This window comes from Escherichia sp. MOD1-EC6300 (assembly GCF_002965045.1).
GTDB classification, from domain to species: Bacteria; Pseudomonadota; Gammaproteobacteria; order Enterobacterales; family Enterobacteriaceae; genus Escherichia; species Escherichia coli_F.
Map to the genome: position 1 here is coordinate 60,385 of NZ_PTRH01000015.1, position 17,448 is coordinate 77,832.

15 protein-coding genes, 1 pseudogene and 1 CRISPR repeat array (1 of these 17 only partly in view) are annotated in these 17,448 nt (G+C 52.3%); of the genes and pseudogenes, 12 read left to right on the forward strand and 4 right to left on the reverse strand.

Going from position 1 to position 17,448, the window contains the following annotated elements:
* Nucleotides 1–122: 122 nt before the first annotated feature.
* The 4 genes from BGE37_RS19595 to queD form a co-directional block, all read right to left on the reverse strand.
* A complete protein-coding gene (locus BGE37_RS19595; protein ID WP_098401305.1) occupies nucleotides 123–698 on the reverse strand; it encodes a glycerol-3-phosphate responsive antiterminator in 576 nt (191 codons plus the stop codon).
* A 16-nt stretch (nucleotides 699–714) separates the two neighbouring features.
* Nucleotides 715–975 (reverse strand): ferredoxin family protein, encoded by a 261-nt coding sequence (locus BGE37_RS19600; protein WP_000109506.1) that lies wholly within the window; start codon nucleotides 973–975, stop codon nucleotides 715–717.
* Nucleotides 966–2,237 (reverse strand): FAD-dependent oxidoreductase, encoded by a 1,272-nt coding sequence (locus BGE37_RS19605; protein ID WP_105288359.1) that lies wholly within the window; start codon nucleotides 2,235–2,237, stop codon nucleotides 966–968. Before BGE37_RS19605 ends, BGE37_RS19600 begins: the two co-directional genes overlap by 10 nt.
* Nucleotides 2,238–2,314: 77 nt before the next feature.
* Complete coding sequence (gene queD, locus BGE37_RS19610) at nucleotides 2,315–2,680, reverse strand: 6-carboxytetrahydropterin synthase QueD (protein ID WP_105288360.1); 366 nt, start codon at nucleotides 2,678–2,680, stop codon at nucleotides 2,315–2,317.
* Nucleotides 2,681–2,995: 315 nt separating this feature from the next.
* Here queD and cysJ point away from each other — a divergent pair, with 315 nt between their 5' ends.
* From cysJ to cas2e, 12 genes and pseudogenes are all read left to right on the forward strand, one after another.
* Complete coding sequence (gene cysJ, locus BGE37_RS19615) at nucleotides 2,996–4,801, forward strand: NADPH-dependent assimilatory sulfite reductase flavoprotein subunit (RefSeq protein ID WP_105288361.1); 1,806 nt, start codon at nucleotides 2,996–2,998, stop codon at nucleotides 4,799–4,801.
* Nucleotides 4,801–6,513, forward strand: a complete 1,713-nt coding sequence (cysI, locus tag BGE37_RS19620) for an assimilatory sulfite reductase (NADPH) hemoprotein subunit (RefSeq protein ID WP_001003078.1) — start codon at nucleotides 4,801–4,803, stop codon at nucleotides 6,511–6,513. The genes cysJ and cysI overlap by 1 nt, the downstream gene beginning before the upstream one ends.
* Before the next feature lie 73 nt (nucleotides 6,514–6,586).
* Complete coding sequence (cysH, locus tag BGE37_RS19625) at nucleotides 6,587–7,321, forward strand: phosphoadenosine phosphosulfate reductase (protein ID WP_000039850.1); 735 nt, start codon at nucleotides 6,587–6,589, stop codon at nucleotides 7,319–7,321.
* Between the two features lie 263 nt (nucleotides 7,322–7,584).
* Nucleotides 7,585–7,737 (forward strand): Hok/Gef family protein, encoded by a 153-nt coding sequence (locus tag BGE37_RS19635; protein ID WP_000956457.1) that lies wholly within the window; start codon nucleotides 7,585–7,587, stop codon nucleotides 7,735–7,737.
* A 195-nt stretch (nucleotides 7,738–7,932) separates the two neighbouring features.
* Nucleotides 7,933–10,633: pseudogene (gene cas3 / locus BGE37_RS19640) on the forward strand (CRISPR-associated helicase Cas3').
* Between the two features lie 96 nt (nucleotides 10,634–10,729).
* Complete coding sequence (gene casA / locus BGE37_RS19645; RefSeq protein WP_105288363.1) at nucleotides 10,730–12,292, forward strand: type I-E CRISPR-associated protein Cse1/CasA; 1,563 nt, start codon at nucleotides 10,730–10,732, stop codon at nucleotides 12,290–12,292.
* Nucleotides 12,289–12,825 carry a type I-E CRISPR-associated protein Cse2/CasB gene (gene casB / locus BGE37_RS19650; protein ID WP_000029337.1) on the forward strand — a complete coding sequence of 179 codons (537 nt, stop codon included), beginning with the start codon at nucleotides 12,289–12,291 and terminating at the stop codon, nucleotides 12,823–12,825. Before casA ends, casB begins: the two co-directional genes overlap by 4 nt.
* Nucleotides 12,826–12,839: 14 nt before the next feature.
* Complete coding sequence (gene cas7e / locus BGE37_RS19655) at nucleotides 12,840–13,895, forward strand: type I-E CRISPR-associated protein Cas7/Cse4/CasC (protein ID WP_032303665.1); 1,056 nt, start codon at nucleotides 12,840–12,842, stop codon at nucleotides 13,893–13,895.
* Nucleotides 13,896–13,905: 10 nt separating this feature from the next.
* Entirely contained in the window at nucleotides 13,906–14,652 is a 747-nt protein-coding gene (cas5e, locus tag BGE37_RS19660) for a type I-E CRISPR-associated protein Cas5/CasD (protein ID WP_032303664.1), read from the forward strand.
* Nucleotides 14,634–15,284: a type I-E CRISPR-associated protein Cas6/Cse3/CasE gene (gene cas6e, locus BGE37_RS19665; RefSeq protein WP_032303663.1), complete on the forward strand. Its 651-nt coding sequence runs from the start codon at nucleotides 14,634–14,636 to the stop codon at nucleotides 15,282–15,284. Before cas5e ends, cas6e begins: the two co-directional genes overlap by 19 nt.
* Entirely contained in the window at nucleotides 15,281–16,204 is a 924-nt protein-coding gene (cas1e, locus tag BGE37_RS19670) for a type I-E CRISPR-associated endonuclease Cas1e (protein WP_105288364.1), read from the forward strand. Before cas6e ends, cas1e begins: the two co-directional genes overlap by 4 nt.
* A complete protein-coding gene (cas2e, locus tag BGE37_RS19675) occupies nucleotides 16,201–16,494 on the forward strand; it encodes a type I-E CRISPR-associated endoribonuclease Cas2e (protein ID WP_000063171.1) in 294 nt (97 codons plus the stop codon). The genes cas1e and cas2e overlap by 4 nt, the downstream gene beginning before the upstream one ends.
* A 96-nt stretch (nucleotides 16,495–16,590) precedes the next feature.
* A CRISPR array of direct repeats spans nucleotides 16,591–17,448; the repeat unit is 29 nt; unit sequence GTGTTCCCCGCGCCAGCGGGGATAAACCG; it runs 513 nt beyond the window's last position.

Consider the following 17,448-nt stretch of genomic DNA (forward strand, 5'->3'; position numbering starts at 1 on the left):
ACGGTTCTGGGCTGGGGACTGTAGGCCTGATAAGACGCGTCAAGCGTCGTATCAGGCGCTGAATGCCGGATTTGGCATGTGGCCTACAAATCAGACAAATTCAACTCGTTACGAGTATCCCGTCAAAGCAATTTTTTCGCTAACGTCCAGACCCCGGTATTCGTGGTGGAAAGCGCCACGACACCGGCGTTAATCGCATTACGCGCATCTTCTTCATCGCACACCAGCCCGCCAGCAATCAGCGGCTGGTGGATTTTCTCCGTTACCCAGCCCAGCACTTTAGGCATACAGCCTGGCAGAATTTCAATACAATCAGGATTCGATTGCGCAACCTGCTTATCAATGTTGTGAAAAGAAATCGAGTCGACAATAAACAAGCGATGAATACAGAAAAAGCCTTCCGCTCTCGCCGCTTTTAGCATTGACGCTTTGGTACTGATAATGCCGTCCGCCTCGGTCACCAGTTTCAGAAACTGAATTACTACTTCTTTATTTGATGCGCCTTCCAGCAAATCGACATGAATAAAGGCATATTTCCCGGCACTTTTAATCTTTTTGACGATATGACTGATGGTGCAGATATTGCCGTATAACACGGAAATAAACTGGCATTCAGAATCGATTGCCAACTGCAGGCTGGCATTATCTTTAACGGCAGCAATCACCGGATTCTGGCGGAGCAGGTGTAAGAGGGGCATAAATTATCCTTATTATTTATCCAAAGCGGTAGGTGATGCCGAATCCGGAAGGCGGATAGCGCCACTGTTGTAGGTTTTTTTCATCACACAGTAAACGGCAGGTGCCACACTCCAGGCAGCCGCGATAATCAACGCGTAAGTCGCCTTCCGGCGTGAGCGAAAAAAGACCAGCCGGACAAGCGTTAATCAACCGTTCTGCCGTCTGGCGCTCAACGGAGTCTGCCGGAACAATATGTGGCGCATCAGCAGCGCGCCAGAGATTACGGGCTACAGACATCGAATACTCCTGACAACATCGCCCGCCAGATGCCACAGGCCATGACGACGTAAATGACGCCAGAGCAACTGACGCAGCGGCGGAACAGGTTTATCACCCTGATCCCATAAATCACGGGAAATATCCTGCATTAACACAGGCCACTTACGGTACCATCCAGGGCGTTGCAAAAGCGCCGGAACATGCTGATAGCGCTGTAGAACATCCCACAGCAGGCTGCGCTCTACGTTGTAATGATAAAGCGGAAACAGATTTTGCGGCTCGCGGTGCTGGCAGGCGCTTATCAGCGTTTGTGCCGCCGCCTGTGCGCCAGCCAGCGCCATATCCATGCCGCGCACGGAAATTCCGGTATTGACGCAACTGCGCAACGTATCGCCCACCAGCAGCCAGCCGTTACCGGCGTATTGCACCGGCATACTGTGCAAGCCACCTTCTGGCACCAGATGCGCACCATACTCCAGTGATTCCGTGTTTTTGATAAGCGGGCGCACTGCCGGATGCGTTTTAAAGCGAGCCAGCAGCTCGCTTGCCGGAACACGACTTTGCGTAAGTGAAGAGAGCGGGCAAACAATCCCTAACGAGAGCGTTTGTTGATTAGTATAAAGAAATGCGCCGCCGGGTAAGTCATCACAGATTCCGCCGCTGAACAGCAACGCTGCGCCTTCGTTATTCTCCAGATGAAAACGTTCTTCAATAGCGGATGTTTCCAGTGAAAGAACTTCTTTGATCCCCAACGCCATCGCTTCGCCAGCAGGACGAGTCACTAACCCGTGACGCTCAGCCAGGACGCTGTTGGCACCTTCTGCCAGCGCCACATAACGGGCGCGGAGAATATCGTCACCGCAAATGACACCACACACCCTGCCGTTTTCTTCATACAGCGCATCTACCGTCGCACCAGGGATGCATTCGACACCTTCTTTTTCGGCTTCGGCAACCAGCCACGGATCGAACCGTGCACGTAATACGCTCCAGGATTCACCGCCGGGCTGTAAGCTGGAAAACGTCGTTGCGCCATCCGGCGTTAGCAGAGAAAGACTTTCGTGAGTGATGCGTCGTTCAAGAGGCGCGGTCAGGTGAAACTGAGGGAGGAGTTCCGCGAGCGCATGGGTGTATAAACGCCCGCCGGAAAGGTTTTTACTGCCGGGAATTTCAGCGCGTTCCAGTAACAGAACGGATAAACCTGCCCGCGCGCAGCGTAAAGCACAAGCGGTGCCTGCTATACCCGCACCAATAATAATAATGTCGCAGTCGTCTTCCATGTCATGCCCCAGATATCCAGAGCGCAACACCCTAACATAGCGTTACTTAAGGGAAATTGACCGCCGACACACTCTTATCATTCGCCGCGATAGATGCAACCTGCGGTGCAGGTTTCTTTCACCATAACCGCACTTAACAGCGGAACAACCGGTTTAACCTGATTCCAAATCCATTTTGCTAAAACCTCGCTGGTCGGGTTTTCCAGGCCAGGAATATCATTGAGATAATAGTGATCGAGGCGATCATAGGTTGGTTTAAATGCCGCTTTCAGTTCAGCGAAATCGATAATCCAGCCCGTATGCGGATCGACTTCCCCGGTAATTTCCAGTCGCACCATAAAGGAATGCCCGTGCAGGCGACCACATTTATGTCCTTCCGGGACGTGTGGTAAGCGGTGAGCGGCTTCGAAGGTGAAATCTTTAAATAACGTGGTGGACATCATAATTTCTCTACATGACGATAAAACCGCCGTAGAGTACCGGAAAGGCTTTTTTTTCGCATTATCTAAAACGACTTTGTTGCGCAAAATCGCTGATTTATCTTAATGATTGGCTAAATTCATTTGTTTTTCATTGGGTTGGTTAATCTGTTTTGTTGTTAAAGACTATTGCTAAAACAGGTTAGTCGATTTGGTTATTAGTTATCGCTATCCCGTCTTTAATCCACACCGTTCACCCCGTTAACCTTACCTTCTCTTCTGTTTTATGGGCGCTGACAGGGCGCAGAAACAGCTTTGCTTACTGGAACATAACGACGCATGACGACACAGGTCCCACCTTCCGCGTTGCTTCCGTTGAACCCGGAGCAACTGGCACGCCTTCAGGCGGCCACGACCGATTTAACTCCCACCCAGCTTGCCTGGGTTTCTGGCTATTTCTGGGGCGTGCTCAACCAACAGCCTGCTGCGCTTACAGCGACGCCAGCGCCCGCCCCCGCCGCAGAAATGCCGGGTATAACTATTATCTCCGCTTCGCAAACCGGCAATGCGCGCCGGGTTGCTGAAACATTACGCGATGATTTATTAGCGGCAAAACTGAACGTTAAGCTGGTGAACGCGGGCGACTATAAATTCAAACAAATCGCCAGCGAAAAACTGCTCATCGTGGTGACGTCAACGCAAGGTGAAGGGGAACCGCCGGAGGAGGCCGTCGCGCTGCATAAGTTCCTGTTCTCCAAAAAAGCGCCGAAGCTGGAAAACACCGCGTTTGCTGTGTTTAGTCTCGGCGATAGCTCTTATGAATTTTTCTGCCAGTCCGGGAAAGATTTTGACAGCAAGCTGGCGGAACTGGGCGGTGAACGCCTGCTCGACCGTGTCGATGCCGACGTTGAATACCAGGCTGCTGCCATCGAGTGGCGCGCCCGCGTGGTTGATGTTCTGAAGTCCCGTACGCCTGTCGCGGCACCTTCGCAATCCGTCGCTACTGGCGCGGTAAATGAAATCCACACCAGCCCGTACAGCAAAGACGCGCCGCTGGTGGCGAGCCTCTCTGTTAACCAGAAAATTACCGGGCGTAACTCTGAAAAAGACGTTCGCCATATCGAAATTGACTTAGGTGACTCGGGCCTGCGTTACCAGCCGGGTGACGCGCTGGGCGTCTGGTATCAGAACGATCCGGCACTGGTGAAAGAACTTGTCGAACTGCTGTGGCTGAAAGGCGATGAACCTGTCACCGTCGAGGGCAAAACGTTACCTCTGAACGAGGCCCTACAGTGGCACTTCGAACTGACCGTCAACACCGCCAACATCGTTGAGAACTACGCCACGCTTACCCGCAGTGAAACGCTGCTGCCGCTGGTGGGCGATAAAGCGAAGTTACAGCATTACGCCGCGACGACGCCGATTGTCGATATGGTGCGTTTCTCTCCGGCACAGCTTGACGCTGAAGCCCTCATTAACTTGCTGCGCCCGCTGACGCCGCGCCTGTATTCCATCGCCTCCTCGCAGGCGGAAGTCGAGAACGAAGTACACGTCACCGTTGGTGTCGTTCGTTATGACATTGAAGGCCGCGCCCGTGCCGGTGGTGCCTCTAGTTTCCTCGCGGATCGTGTGGAAGAAGAGGGCGAAGTCCGCGTCTTTATCGAACATAACGACAACTTCCGTCTGCCAGCCAACCCGGAAACGCCGGTGATTATGATTGGTCCAGGCACCGGCATCGCGCCGTTCCGCGCCTTTATGCAGCAACGTGCTGCTGACGAAGCGCCGGGTAAAAACTGGCTGTTCTTTGGCAACCCACACTTTACGGAAGATTTCCTCTATCAGGTGGAGTGGCAGCGCTACGTCAAAGAGGGCGTGCTGACACGTATCGATCTTGCCTGGTCGCGCGATCAAAAAGAAAAAATTTACGTACAAGACAAACTGCGCGAACAGGGCGCAGAGCTGTGGCGCTGGATCAATGACGGAGCCCACATTTATGTCTGCGGCGACGCTAATCGCATGGCGAAAGACGTTGAACAGGCACTTCTGGAAGTGATTGCCGAATTTGGTGGCATGGACACCGAAGCGGCGGATGAATTTTTAAGTGAGCTGCGCGTAGAGCGCCGTTATCAGCGAGATGTCTACTAATGAACGAAAAACATCCAGGGCCTTTAGTGGTCGAAGGAAAACTGACAGACGCCGAGCGCATGAAGCTTGAGAGCAACTACCTGCGCGGGACCATTGCGGAAGATTTAAACGACGGTCTGACCGGCGGCTTTAAGGGCGACAACTTCCTGCTGATCCGTTTCCACGGTATGTATCAGCAGGATGACCGCGATATCCGCGCCGAACGTGCTGAACAGAAGCTGGAACCGCGTCATGCGATGCTGCTGCGCTGCCGTCTGCCGGGTGGGGTGATCACCACTAAACAGTGGCAGGCAATTGATAAATTCGCCGGTGAAAACACCATTTATGGCAGCATTCGCCTGACCAACCGCCAGACGTTCCAGTTCCACGGCATTCTGAAAAAGAACGTCAAACCGGTGCACCAGATGCTGCACTCGGTCGGTCTTGATGCGCTGGCGACCGCCAACGACATGAACCGTAATGTACTCTGCACCTCGAACCCATTTGAATCTCAGTTGCACGCGGAAGCGTATGAGTGGGCGAAGAAAATCTCTGAACATCTGCTGCCGCGAACCCGCGCCTATGCGGAGATCTGGCTCGATCAGGAGAAAGTCGCCACTACTGACGAAGAACCGATCCTCGGTCAGACCTATCTGCCGCGTAAATTCAAAACCACGGTAGTGATCCCGCCGCAGAACGATATCGATCTGCACGCCAACGACATGAACTTTGTGGCGATCGCGGAAAACGGCAAGCTGGTGGGCTTCAACCTGCTGGTGGGCGGTGGGCTTTCTATCGAACACGGCAACAAGAAAACCTACGCCCGCACGGCGAGTGAGTTTGGTTATCTGCCGCTGGAGCATACGCTGGCGGTGGCGGAAGCCGTCGTGACAACTCAGCGCGACTGGGGTAACCGAACCGATCGTAAAAATGCCAAAACCAAATACACGCTGGAGCGCGTGGGGGTCGAGACGTTTAAAGCAGAAGTGGAACGTCGCGCGGGGATCAAATTTGAGCCGATCCGTCCATATGAATTTACCGGGCGCGGCGATCGTATCGGCTGGGTAAAAGGGATCGACGACAAATGGCACCTGACGCTGTTTATCGAAAATGGCCGAATTCTTGATTATCCGGGGCGTCCGCTGAAAACCGGCCTGCTGGAGATCGCGAAGATCCACAAAGGTGATTTCCGCATTACGGCGAACCAGAATCTGATCATCGCTGGTGTACCGGAAAGCGAGAAAGCGAAGATTGAGAAGATCGCCAAAGAGAGCGGATTGATGAATGCCGTCACGCCGCAGCGCGAAAACTCAATGGCCTGCGTGTCATTCCCGACTTGCCCGTTGGCGATGGCGGAAGCGGAGCGTTTCCTGCCGTCGTTTATCGATAACATCGATAATTTAATGGCGAAACATGGTGTCAGCGATGAGCACATCGTGATGCGTGTAACAGGCTGCCCGAACGGTTGTGGTCGCGCGATGCTGGCGGAAGTTGGCCTGGTGGGTAAAGCGCCGGGTCGCTACAACCTGCATCTTGGTGGCAACCGCATTGGGACACGTATCCCACGGATGCATAAAGAAAACATCACCGAGCCGGAAATCCTGGCGACGCTTGATGAACTGATAGGGCGCTGGGCGAAAGAACGTGAAGCGGGTGAAGGCTTCGGCGACTTTACGGTGCGTGCGGGCATCATTCGCCCGGTGCTCGATCCGGCGCGTGATTTGTGGGATTAACCATCAGTCCAGTCTTGTAGGCCTGATAAGACGCGTAAGCGTCGCATCAGGCAAGGCAAACAGTGAGGAATCTATGTCCAAACTCGATCTAAATGCCCTGAACGAACTGCCGAAGGTAGATCGCATTCTGGCGCTGGCGGAAACTAACGCCGAGCTTGAAAAACTGGATGCTGAAGGCCGTGTTGCCTGGGCGCTGGATAATCTGCCCGGTGAATATGTGCTTTCTTCCAGCTTCGGTATCCAGGCGGCGGTTAGCCTGCATCTGGTGAATCAGATTCGCCCGGATATTCCGGTGATCCTCACCGATACCGGTTATCTGTTTCCGGAAACCTACCGCTTTATTGACGAGTTAACGGACAAACTCAAGCTCAACCTGAAAGTGTACCGCGCTACCGAAAGCGCCGCCTGGCAGGAAGCACGCTACGGCAAACTGTGGGAGCAGGGCGTTGAAGGCATTGAAAAGTACAACGATATCAACAAAGTCGAACCGATGAACCGGGCGCTGAAAGAACTGAACGCACAAACGTGGTTTGCTGGCCTGCGCCGTGAACAATCCGGCAGCCGCGCTAATTTACCGGTGTTGGCAATTCAGCGTGGCGTATTTAAAGTGCTGCCGATTATCGACTGGGATAACCGAACTATTTATCAGTATCTGCAAAAACATGGCCTGAAATATCACCCATTATGGGACGAAGGATATTTATCGGTTGGTGATACCCATACAACCCGTAAATGGGAACCTGGTATGGCGGAAGAAGAAACGCGTTTCTTTGGCTTAAAAAGGGAATGTGGGCTGCACGAAGGGTAAATATTGCCGGATAAAATAAACGCCTCTGTCAGAAATGATGGGGGCGTTTTTATTTTGCGAGCCGCATTCCGGCATTTAAACATGAATATAGCAGGGGAAATCAACAGTTATAGAATGGCGTCGGGTGCTTGAGGCTGTCTGGCGTTGAGCATTCGCGAGGTTCCAGATGGACAAAAGCCCCGGGCGATATTTCTATCAACCTGAGGCTCGCGTTCGAACGTAGCAATTCGAATGTTAGTCTCTTCTTTGCAGGGAGGCAAGACATGCTGACAAAATATGCCCTTGTGGCAATCATCGTACTGTGTTGTACAGTACTGGGATTCACGCTGATGGTAGGCGACTCGTTGTGTGAGTTGAGTATCAGAGAACGTGGTATGGAGTTTAAGGCAGTTCTCGCTTACGAACCGAAGAAGTAGCCACCACGCGGGGGTAAAACCCCGCGTATTGAATTGTGATGGTTTGGTCTCCTGCACCCTTTTTTTCATTTATATTGTTTTTGTGAATATTATGCCTGTGTTTATTATTTATATATATCACAGATGAAAATCATTGAATTATTCATAATGTAAATATTTTATTGAACGATATATATCACAGATAATTTTTAATATATGCGTAAATATCCTTTAAGTTTTACTGAAGGATAAAAACATTGTGACTTTCTTTGATTTCTGGGGAAAAACCCGACGTGGCGAGAAAGAGGGTGGCGACGATTATCACCTTCTTTGCTGGCATTCGCTGGATGTAGCCGCGATAGGCTATTTAATGGTCAAAAACAACTGTTTCGGGCTGGCTGACTATTTTCGTCAATTAGGTTTCGCTGACACGGATCAGGCAGCACAATTTTTCGCCTGGTTGTTGTGCTGGCACGATACTGGAAAATTTGCCCGCTCATTTCAGCAACTTTACCTGCACCCACAACTCAAGGTTCCGGAAGGCGCAAGAAAGAATTACGAAAAGATCTCTCATTCAACGCTGGGTTACTGGTTGTGGCATCATTATTTAATTGAATGTGAAGAGTTGCTTCCTTCATCTTCACTCTCTTTGCGCAAACTTAAACGAGTAATAGATATGTGGATGCCCGTGACGACCGGGCATCATGGTCGGCCTCCTGACCGTATCGATGAACTGGACAACTTTCTGCCTGAAGACAAAGCTGCCGCACGGGATTTTCTCCTTGAAATCAAGGTACTGTTTCCGCTCATCGAGATCCCTACATTCTGGGATGATGACGAGGGCGTTGAACTTATAAAACATTTTTCCTGGTATATCTCTGCAACCGTCGTACTCGCAGACTGGACGGGATCGTCAACGCGGTTTTTTCCACGCGTTGCACAGGCAATGGATATTAAAGATTACTGGCAGAAGGCTTTAGTTCAGGCTCAAAACGCATTAACCGTCTTTCCCCCAAAAGCAGAAAGCGCGCCTTTCACTGGAATTAATACGCTGTTTCCTTTTATTGAGAACCCAACACCGTTACAGCAAAAGGTGTTGGATCTGGATATCAGCCAGCCAGGACCACAGTTGTTTATTCTGGAAGATGTGACTGGCGCAGGTAAAACAGAAGCGGCGCTTATCCTGGCGCACAGGTTGATGTCTGCGGGGAAAGCACAGGGTTTGTTTTTTGGCCTGCCAACAATGGCAACGGCCAATGCCATGTACGATAGGCTGGTAAAAACCTGGCTTGCTTTCTATTCGCCACAATCCCGCCCCAGCCTGGTGCTGGCACACAGCGCTCGTTCGCTAATGGATCGCTTTAACGCATCGCTGTGGTCTGGTGATTTTGTGGGGTCAGAAGAACCGGATGAACAAGCGTTCAGTCAGGGATGTGCGGCCTGGTTTGCTGACAGTAACAAGAAGGCGTTGCTGGCTGAAATTGGCGTCGGCACGCTGGATCAGGCGATGATGGCGGTGATGCCGTTCAAACATAATAATCTGCGGCTTCTGGGGCTGAGTAACAAAATCCTGCTAGCCGATGAGATCCACGCCTGTGACGCTTATATGTCGTGCATTCTTGAAGGGCTGATCGAGCGGCAGGCGCGTGGCGGAAACAGCGTTATTTTGCTTTCTGCTACGTTGTCTCAACAGCAGCGTGACAAACTCGTCGCCGCCTTTGCGCGTGGTGCAGAGGGCCAGCAAGAAGCTCCGTTGCTGGAAAAAGATGATTATCCCTGGCTGACGCATGTCACGAAATCCGATGTGCATTCGCACCGGGTAGCGACGCGCAAAGACGTTGAGCGCAGCGTGAGTGTGGGTTGGCTTCATAGCGAACAAGAGTGTATTGCGCGTATCGAATCGGCGGTAAGTCAGGGGAAATGCATCGCCTGGATTCGGAATTCTGTCGATGACGCCATCCAGGTTCATCGTCAGCTGCTTGCCCGCGGCGTCATTCCTGCTTCCAGCCTTTCACTTTTTCATAGCCGCTTTGCTTTCAGCGATCGCCAGCGAATTGAAACGGAGACGCTGGCACGCTTTGGTAAAGAAGACTGTTCACAGCGTGCCGGAAAAGTCCTCATTTGTACTCAGGTCCTGGAGCAGAGCGTCGACTGCGACCTGGACGAAATGATTTCCGACCTTGCCCCTGTTGATTTACTGATCCAGCGAGCAGGGCGATTACAGCGACATATCCGCGATATTAATGGTCAGTTAAAGCGTGACGGTAAAGACGAGCGTCACCCTCCTGTATTGCTGATTCTGGCCCCCGTCTGGAACGACTCTCCGGGTGAAGAATGGTTTGGCTGTGCCATGCGTAACAGTGCATTTGTCTATCCCGATCATGGGCGAATCTGGTTGACGCAGCGTGTGCTGCGTGAACAAGGCGCGATTCAGATGCCACACTCAGCCCGGCTTCTGATTGAATCAGTCTACGGTGAGGACGTGGTAATGCCGGAAGGGTTTGCCCGCAGCGAGCAGGAGCAAGTGGGCAAATACTACTGCGATCGTTCAATGGCTAATAAGTTTGTGCTGAACTTCAGGCCCGGCTATGCCGCCAATATCAACGATTACCTCCCGGAAAAACTGTCGACACGTCTGGCTGAAGAGTCTGTTTCCCTGTGGCTGGCTAGCTGTATTGGCGGTGTGGTGAAGCCTTATGCCACCGGTGCACACGCATGGGAAATGAGCGTTGTCAGAGTGCGCCAAAGCTGGTGGAAAAAACATCGGGATAAGTTTTCTTTACTGGAAGGGGATGCGTTCAGGCAGTGGTGCGTTGAACAGCGGCAAGATCCGGAGATGGCAAACGTGATTTTGGTCACCGATGACGAAAGTTGTGGATATTCGGCTACGGAGGGATTGATTGGCAAGGTTGGTTGATATGCCTGCGACAGGATTCTCTGAATAGTTGATACACAAAAAAGGATGGAAGGATGGATAACCGACCTGGGATGGTCTTTTTACGAGAGGATGCGTATGAACTCGTTTTCACTTCTGACAACCCCGTGGTTGCCCGTTCGTTATAAAGACGGAACGACAGGCAAACTGGCGCCAGTCGATCTGGCGGATGAAAATGTTGTCGATATCGCTGCGCCGCGGGCAGATCTCCAGGGTGCGGCATGGCAGTTTTTGCTGGGACTACTACAAACCAGCTTCGCGCCCAAAAATCACGGTCGTTGGGATGATATATGGGAAGACGGACTGGAAGCTGAAAAGCTAAGGGAAGCATTGCTGTCTTTAGAACATGCTTTCCAGTTTGGCCCAGATTCCCCTTCATTTATGCAGGATTTCGAGGCGCTTACGGGAGATAAAGTTCCTGTCGCTTCGTTACTGCCTGAAATTCCCGGCGCTCAAACAACGAAGTTCAATAAAGACCACTTTATTAAGCGTGGCGTGACTGAACACATATGCCCTCATTGTTCCGCGTTAGCGCTGTTTTCCCTACAGTTAAATGCGCCGTCAGGCGGCAAAGGCTATCGCACCGGTTTGCGCGGCGGTGGGCCAATGACGACGCTGATTGAATTACAGGAATATCAGGGCAATCAACAAACACCCTTGTGGCGCAAACTGTGGCTCAACGTGATGCCGCAGGATGAATCTGACTTACCGCTACCCAAAAAATTTGGCGATCTGGTTTTCCCCTGGCTTGGCCCGACGCGTACCAGTGAACTGGCCGGTGCGGTGGTAACTGATGATCAGGTCAACAAACTCCAGGCGTACTGGGGAATGCCTCGGCGCATACGTGTTGATTTTAATACCACGACAGTCGGCAACTGCGATATTTGCGGTGAGCAGAGCGACGCGCTCCTGAGCCTGATGACGACCAAAAATTACGGTGCGAATTATGCCATGTGGCAGCATCCCTTAACGCCCTACCGTATACCACTTAAAGAGGGCGGCGAGCTTTACTCGGTTAAACCACAACCGGGCGGTTTAATCTGGCGCGACTGGCTAGGACTTATCGAAACGGGTAAGTCAGAAAACAATACGGAACTTCCCGCGCTGGTGGTGAAACTCTTTAATGCCAGCAGTCTGAAACAGGCAAAAGTGGGCCTGTGGGGATTTGGCTATGATTTCGACAACATGAAAGCGCGCTGTTGGTACGAACACCATTTCCCGCTACTGCTCAATAAAAAAGAAGGCCAGATACCAAAGCTGCGGCTGGCTGCGCAAACGGCTTCACGGATTCTAAGTCTGTTACGGAGTGCATTGAAAGAAGCATGGTTCTCCGATCCAAAAGGTGCACGGGGTGATTTCAGTTTTGTGGATATCGACTTCTGGAACAAAACTCAGCATCGCTTCCTGAGGTTAGTGCGTCAAATTGAAGAAGGTCAGGAGCCGGATGAATTACTCAGCAAATGGCAAAAGGAAATGTGGTTATTCGCGCGTCAGGATTTTGACGAGCGGGTATTCACTAATCCTTATGAGCCCGTTGATTTGAAACGCGTCATGACCGCGCGCAAGAAATATTTTACAACATCGGCGGAGAAGCAAAGTGCTAAAGCCGCCAGGGAGAAAAAGCAGGAGGCTGCTGAATGAGTATTGTAAAAGAGGAGCACAAAGCCACGCTGCGCAAATGGCACGAGGAATTGCAGGAAAAACGCGGCAATCGTGCCAGTCTGCGGCGTAGTACGACGGTTAATGATGTTTGTTTGTCAGAAGGGTTTCGTTCTCTGCTGATGCAGACCCACACGTTGTGGAAAGTTGAAGCGCAAGAGTGGCGTTTTACCGCACTGGCACTGGTCGCTGCAGTTAGCGCCAATGTAAAAGCCATTGATGAACGGCAGCCTTTTGCCGCGCAGCTGGCGGCAGTAATGTCAGAAGGGCGGTTTTCGCGCCTGTCGGCAGTAAAAACGCCGGATGATTTACTGCGCCAGTTACGTCGCGCGGTCAAATTATTAAACGGTTCCGTCAATCTTATCTCTTTGGCAGACGATATTTTCCGCTGGTGCCAGGAGAGTGACGACCTGCTCAACCATCACCGCCGTCAGCAGCGGCCAACAGAATTTATCCGTATCCGCTGGGCGCTGGAATATTACCAGGCTGGCGACGCCGATAACGAACAAAATTAATAAAGGACTATCTCATGACGACATTTATTCAGCTCCATTTGTTAACCGCTTACCCTGCAGCCAACCTTAACCGTGATGACACCGGTGCGCCGAAAACCGTGGTGCTGGGTGGAGCAACGCGTCTGCGCGTTTCCTCGCAAAGTCTGAAACGTGCGTGGCGCACTTCTGCACTTTTTGAACAGGCGCTGGCGGGCCATATTGGTATTCGTAGTGGGCGTATCGCGCGCGAGGCAGCAACTATCATGATTGAGAAAGGAATCGAAGAAAAAAAAGCCATCGAATGGGCGGCAGATATTGCCGATTATCTTGGTAAAGCCAAAAAAGACAAAAAAACAAAAGATCCGCTCACTAACGCTGAAACTGAACAGCTCGTCCATATCAGCCCTGCAGAATTTGACGCCGTAAAAGCGCTGGCCCATCAACTGGCAGAAGAAAAGCGCGCGCCAAAAGAGGACGATCTCGCTTTGTTACGTAAAGATCGTATGGCGGTAGATATCGCCATGTTTGGTCGTATGCTGGCGAATAAACCCGAGTTTAATGTTGAAGCCGCCTGTCAGGTCGCGCACGCGTTTGGTGTCAGTGAAACGATTGTCGAAGATGATTTTTTCACCGCCGTTGATGATTTGCGCCAGGCCTCTGAAGATGCTGGTGCAGGGCATCTTGGTGAAACTGGGTTTGGTTCTGCGCTGTTCTACACCTATATCTGCATTGATAAAGATCTGCTGGTCGAAAACCTCGGCGGTGACGAAGCATTAGCTAATCAGACCCTGCGCGCCTTTACGGAAGCAGCGTTTAAAGTTTCCCCAACCGGTAAACAAAACAGCTTTGCCAGCCGTGCCTACGCCTCCTGGGCGCTGGCAGAAAAAGGCACCGAACAACCGCGTTCTCTGGCGGCGGCTTTCTATGAACCCATTAATGGCACACGTCAGTTAGATGTGGCAGTGCAGCGTATTACAACGCTTCGCGAAAACATGAATACGGTTTACGAACAGAAGACCGAATGCGCAAGTTTTGACGTGATGAACAAACAGGGAAGCATGAAGGACGTGCTGGACTTTATCTGCGCGTAAGGGGCGGCTTATGAGCCAATATCTGATTTTTCAGCTTCATGGGCCAATGGCATCCTGGGGCGTTGATGCACCCGGTGAGGTGCGTCATACCCATGAACTGCCTTCGCGTTCAGCATTGCTGGGGCTGCTGGCTGCCGGGTTAGGGATACGGCGTGATGACACCGAATGCTTAAACGCGTTTAATCGCCACTATTCACTGGTGGTTTGCGCCAGCCGTAACCCGCGCTGGGCACGGGATTATCACACGGTCCAGATGCCAAAAGAGGTGCGTAAAGCGCGTTATTTCAGCCGTCGCGAAGAGTTGAGCGACCCTGATCTTCTAAGCGCGATTATCTCCCGGCGCGACTACTACACCGATGCCTGGTGGATGGTGGCCGTGGCAACAACAGCTGATGCGCCTTACAGCCTCGAACAGTTGCAGGAAGGTTTACGCCATCCGGTTTTTCCGCTTTATCTGGGGCGAAAAAGCCATCCGCTGGCGTTACCCCTTGCGCCGTTACTGCTCGAAGGCAACGCGTCTGATGCCTTACGTACCGCATATCAACAGTATCAGGATCGTTTCCACGAACTAAAAGTCTCACTCCCGAAACTTCAGGATGAATGCTGGTGGGAAGGGGAACACGACGGCCTGGTCGCGAGCAAAATATTACGCCGCCGGGATGTTCCTTTAAATCGTCAGCAGTGGCTGTTTGGGGAACGCACTGTCAATCAGGGGCCGTGGCTCAGCAAGGAGGAACCATGTACCTCTCAAGAATAACCTTACATACCGGCCAGCTTTCCCCAGCGCAGTTGCTGCATCTGGTGGATCGCGGTGAATATGTGATGCATCAGTGGCTGTGGGATCTTTTCCCTGGCGGCAAAGAAAGGCAATTTCTTTATCGTCGGGAAGAACTCCAGGGCGCGTTTCGCTTTTTTGTCCTGTCGCAGGAACGCCCGGCGGAAAGTGAAACGTTCACCATCGAATGCCGGTCATTTGCGCCGGAGCTGCGTACCGGACAATCCCTTTTTTTCAACCTGCGAGCGAATCCAACAGTCTGTAAAGCGGGTAAGCGCCACGATCTGCTGATGGAGGCGAAACGGCAGGTGAGGGGGCAGGCGGAAGGAAGTGATGTCTGGTTGCATCAACAACAGGCGGCGCTGGGCTGGCTGGCTGCGCAGGGAGAGAGAAGTGGTTTTACACTGCTGGATACCTCGGTCGATGCCTACCGACAACAGCAACTGCGGCGGGAAAATGCCCGGCAACTGATCCAGTTCAGTAGCGTGGATTATACGGGGATGCTGACGGTCACCGAGCCAGGGTTATTTCTGCAACGTCTCTGCCTGGGGTATGGCAAAAGCCGGGCGTTCGGCTGTGGTCTGATGTTAATCAAACCCGGAGCAGAGGCGTGACGTTTGTACCACTGAGTCCGATCCCGTTAAAAGATCGCACCTCCATGATCTTCCTCCAGTACGGTCAGATCGACGTACTGGACGGCGCTTTCGTGCTGATCGACAAAACAGGGATCCGCACGCATATTCCGGTGGGATCGGTCGCTTGCATAATGCTCGAACCAGGAACGAGAGTTTCCCACGCGGCGGTGCATCTGGCCGCCACGGTGGGGACACTGCTGGTCTGGGTCGGTGAAGCGGGCGTTCGCGTTTACTCCTCCGGACAACCCGGAGGGGCGCGGGCAGATAAATTACTCTACCAGGCAAAGCTGGCTTTAACGGAAGATCTACGGTTGAAGGTGGTGCGCAAAATGTATGAATTACGTTTTCGTGAACCACCGCCAGCTCGCCGTTCAATGGAGCAGTTACGGGGAATTGAGGGAGCCCGCGTTCGCCAGACCTATGCATTACTGGCGAAGCAATATGGCGTGAAATGGAATGGTCGCAAATACGATCCTAAAGACTGGGAAAAAGGCGATGTTGTGAATCGCTGCATCAGTGCTGCCACATCATGCCTGTACGGTATTTCTGAAGCGGCAGTATTAGCCGCGGGATATGCGCCCGCTATTGGTTTTATCCATGGTGGCAAACCGCTTTCATTTGTTTATGACATAGCCGATATCATTAAATTTGATACGGTTGTGCCAAAGGCATTTGAAATAGCGGCGAGGCAACCCGCAGAACCAGATAAAGAAGTCAGGTTGGCCTGTCGCGATATTTTCCGTAGCACTAAGTTAACGGGCAAATTAATCCCGTTAATTGAGGAAGTCCTTGCCGCCGGTGAAATTGAACCACCACAACCCGCGCCGGATATGTTACCGCCAGCTATCCCGGAACCTGAAACGCTGGGTGATAGTGGTCACCGGGGGCGCAGCGGATGAGCATGGTCGTGGTTGTTACAGAAAATGTCCCGCCGCGCTTACGTGGACGGCTCGCGATCTGGCTACTGGAAGTGCGTGCTGGTGTTTATGTTGGTGATACATCCAAACGTATTCGGGAGATGATCTGGCAGCAAATCTCCCAACTGGCAGGTTGCGGAAATGTGGTCATGGCCTGGGCGACCAATACCGAGTCGGGTTTTGAATTTCAGACCTGGGGTGAAAACAGACGTATTCCGGTGGATTTGGATGGGTTACGGTTGGTTTCGTTTCTTCCTGTTGAGAATCAATAAGTTACCCGTTCTTTAAAAATAAGGAAATGTTTGAATTTAGTTGGTAGATTGTTGATGTGGAATAAAATTGTTTAAAAACAGATACGTATGCTTAGTGTGTTCCCCGCGCCAGCGGGGATAAACCGCCGGAAACAACGATTACGGTCGGCCAAAAGACGTGTTCCCCGCGCCAGCGGGGATAAACCGTTGTTTCTCATTGCCGATTTCACCGATTTTATGTGTTCCCCGCGCCAGCGGGGATAAACCGCATTGGCGATCTGTCAGAGGAGTTGACAAATAGTGTTCCCCGCGCCAGCGGGGATAAACCGCACTTTTACGACTGCACAACGGGTGAGTACGAGTGTTCCCCGCGCCAGCGGGGATAAACCGTGGATTATGACGCCAGAGAGCTTCCTGTTTGCGTGTTCCCCGCGCCAGCGGGGATAAACCGCTGGCTAATAACATCCCACTGAATATTATTTCGTGTTCCCCGCGCCAGCGGGGATAAACCGAGGTGTGGCATGCGGGGAATTATGATCCGGTAGTGTTCCCCGCGCCAGCGGGGATAAACCGTGACAACGGCCGGCCGCTCTTTTTGCGGTCATGTGTTCCCCGCGCCAGCGGGGATAAACCGATCATCGGCATCATCTCGTGATACTCATCCGGCGTGTTCCCCGCGCCAGCGGGGATAAACCGCCCAGGCTTTACGTGAGCTGGCGGATGTGGCCGTGTTCCCCGCGCCAGCGGGGATAAACCATACGGTCAAGCGATATCAGGGGTACTGTGTCGTGTTCCCCGCGCCAGCGGGGATAAACCGGGCGCCGCATCTTTATCGTAAAGCATGTAAAGGTGTTCCCCGCGCCAGCGGGGATAAACCGGTCCACACGGAAAGTCAGTGGATTGAGACCACGTGTTCCCCGCGCCAGCGGGGATAAACCGACCGCTCACACCCAGACAAGCGCCACTAACGTGTGT

What these genes read in the sequence shown, in the direction of transcription:
- BGE37_RS19595 (WP_098401305.1), bottom strand. Translation starts at nt 698, where the DNA reads ATGCCCCTCTTACACCTGCTCCGCCAGAATCCGGTGATTGCTGCCGTT.
- cas7e (WP_032303665.1), top strand. Translation starts at nt 12,840, where the DNA reads ATGACGACATTTATTCAGCTCCATTTGTTAACCGCTTACCCTGCAGCC.
- cysI (WP_001003078.1), top strand. Translation starts at nt 4,801, where the DNA reads ATGAACGAAAAACATCCAGGGCCTTTAGTGGTCGAAGGAAAACTGACA.
- casA (WP_105288363.1), top strand. Translation starts at nt 10,730, where the DNA reads ATGAACTCGTTTTCACTTCTGACAACCCCGTGGTTGCCCGTTCGTTAT.
- cas5e (WP_032303664.1), top strand. Translation starts at nt 13,906, where the DNA reads ATGAGCCAATATCTGATTTTTCAGCTTCATGGGCCAATGGCATCCTGG.
- queD (WP_105288360.1), bottom strand. Translation starts at nt 2,680, where the DNA reads ATGATGTCCACCACGTTATTTAAAGATTTCACCTTCGAAGCCGCTCAC.
- BGE37_RS19605 (WP_105288359.1), bottom strand. Translation starts at nt 2,237, where the DNA reads ATGGAAGACGACTGCGACATTATTATTATTGGTGCGGGTATAGCAGGC.
- cysJ (WP_105288361.1), top strand. Translation starts at nt 2,996, where the DNA reads ATGACGACACAGGTCCCACCTTCCGCGTTGCTTCCGTTGAACCCGGAG.
- BGE37_RS19635 (WP_000956457.1), top strand. Translation starts at nt 7,585, where the DNA reads ATGCTGACAAAATATGCCCTTGTGGCAATCATCGTACTGTGTTGTACA.
- BGE37_RS19600 (WP_000109506.1), bottom strand. Translation starts at nt 975, where the DNA reads ATGTCTGTAGCCCGTAATCTCTGGCGCGCTGCTGATGCGCCACATATT.
- casB (WP_000029337.1), top strand. Translation starts at nt 12,289, where the DNA reads ATGAGTATTGTAAAAGAGGAGCACAAAGCCACGCTGCGCAAATGGCAC.
- cysH (WP_000039850.1), top strand. Translation starts at nt 6,587, where the DNA reads ATGTCCAAACTCGATCTAAATGCCCTGAACGAACTGCCGAAGGTAGAT.
- cas6e (WP_032303663.1), top strand. Translation starts at nt 14,634, where the DNA reads ATGTACCTCTCAAGAATAACCTTACATACCGGCCAGCTTTCCCCAGCG.
- cas2e (WP_000063171.1), top strand. Translation starts at nt 16,201, where the DNA reads ATGAGCATGGTCGTGGTTGTTACAGAAAATGTCCCGCCGCGCTTACGT.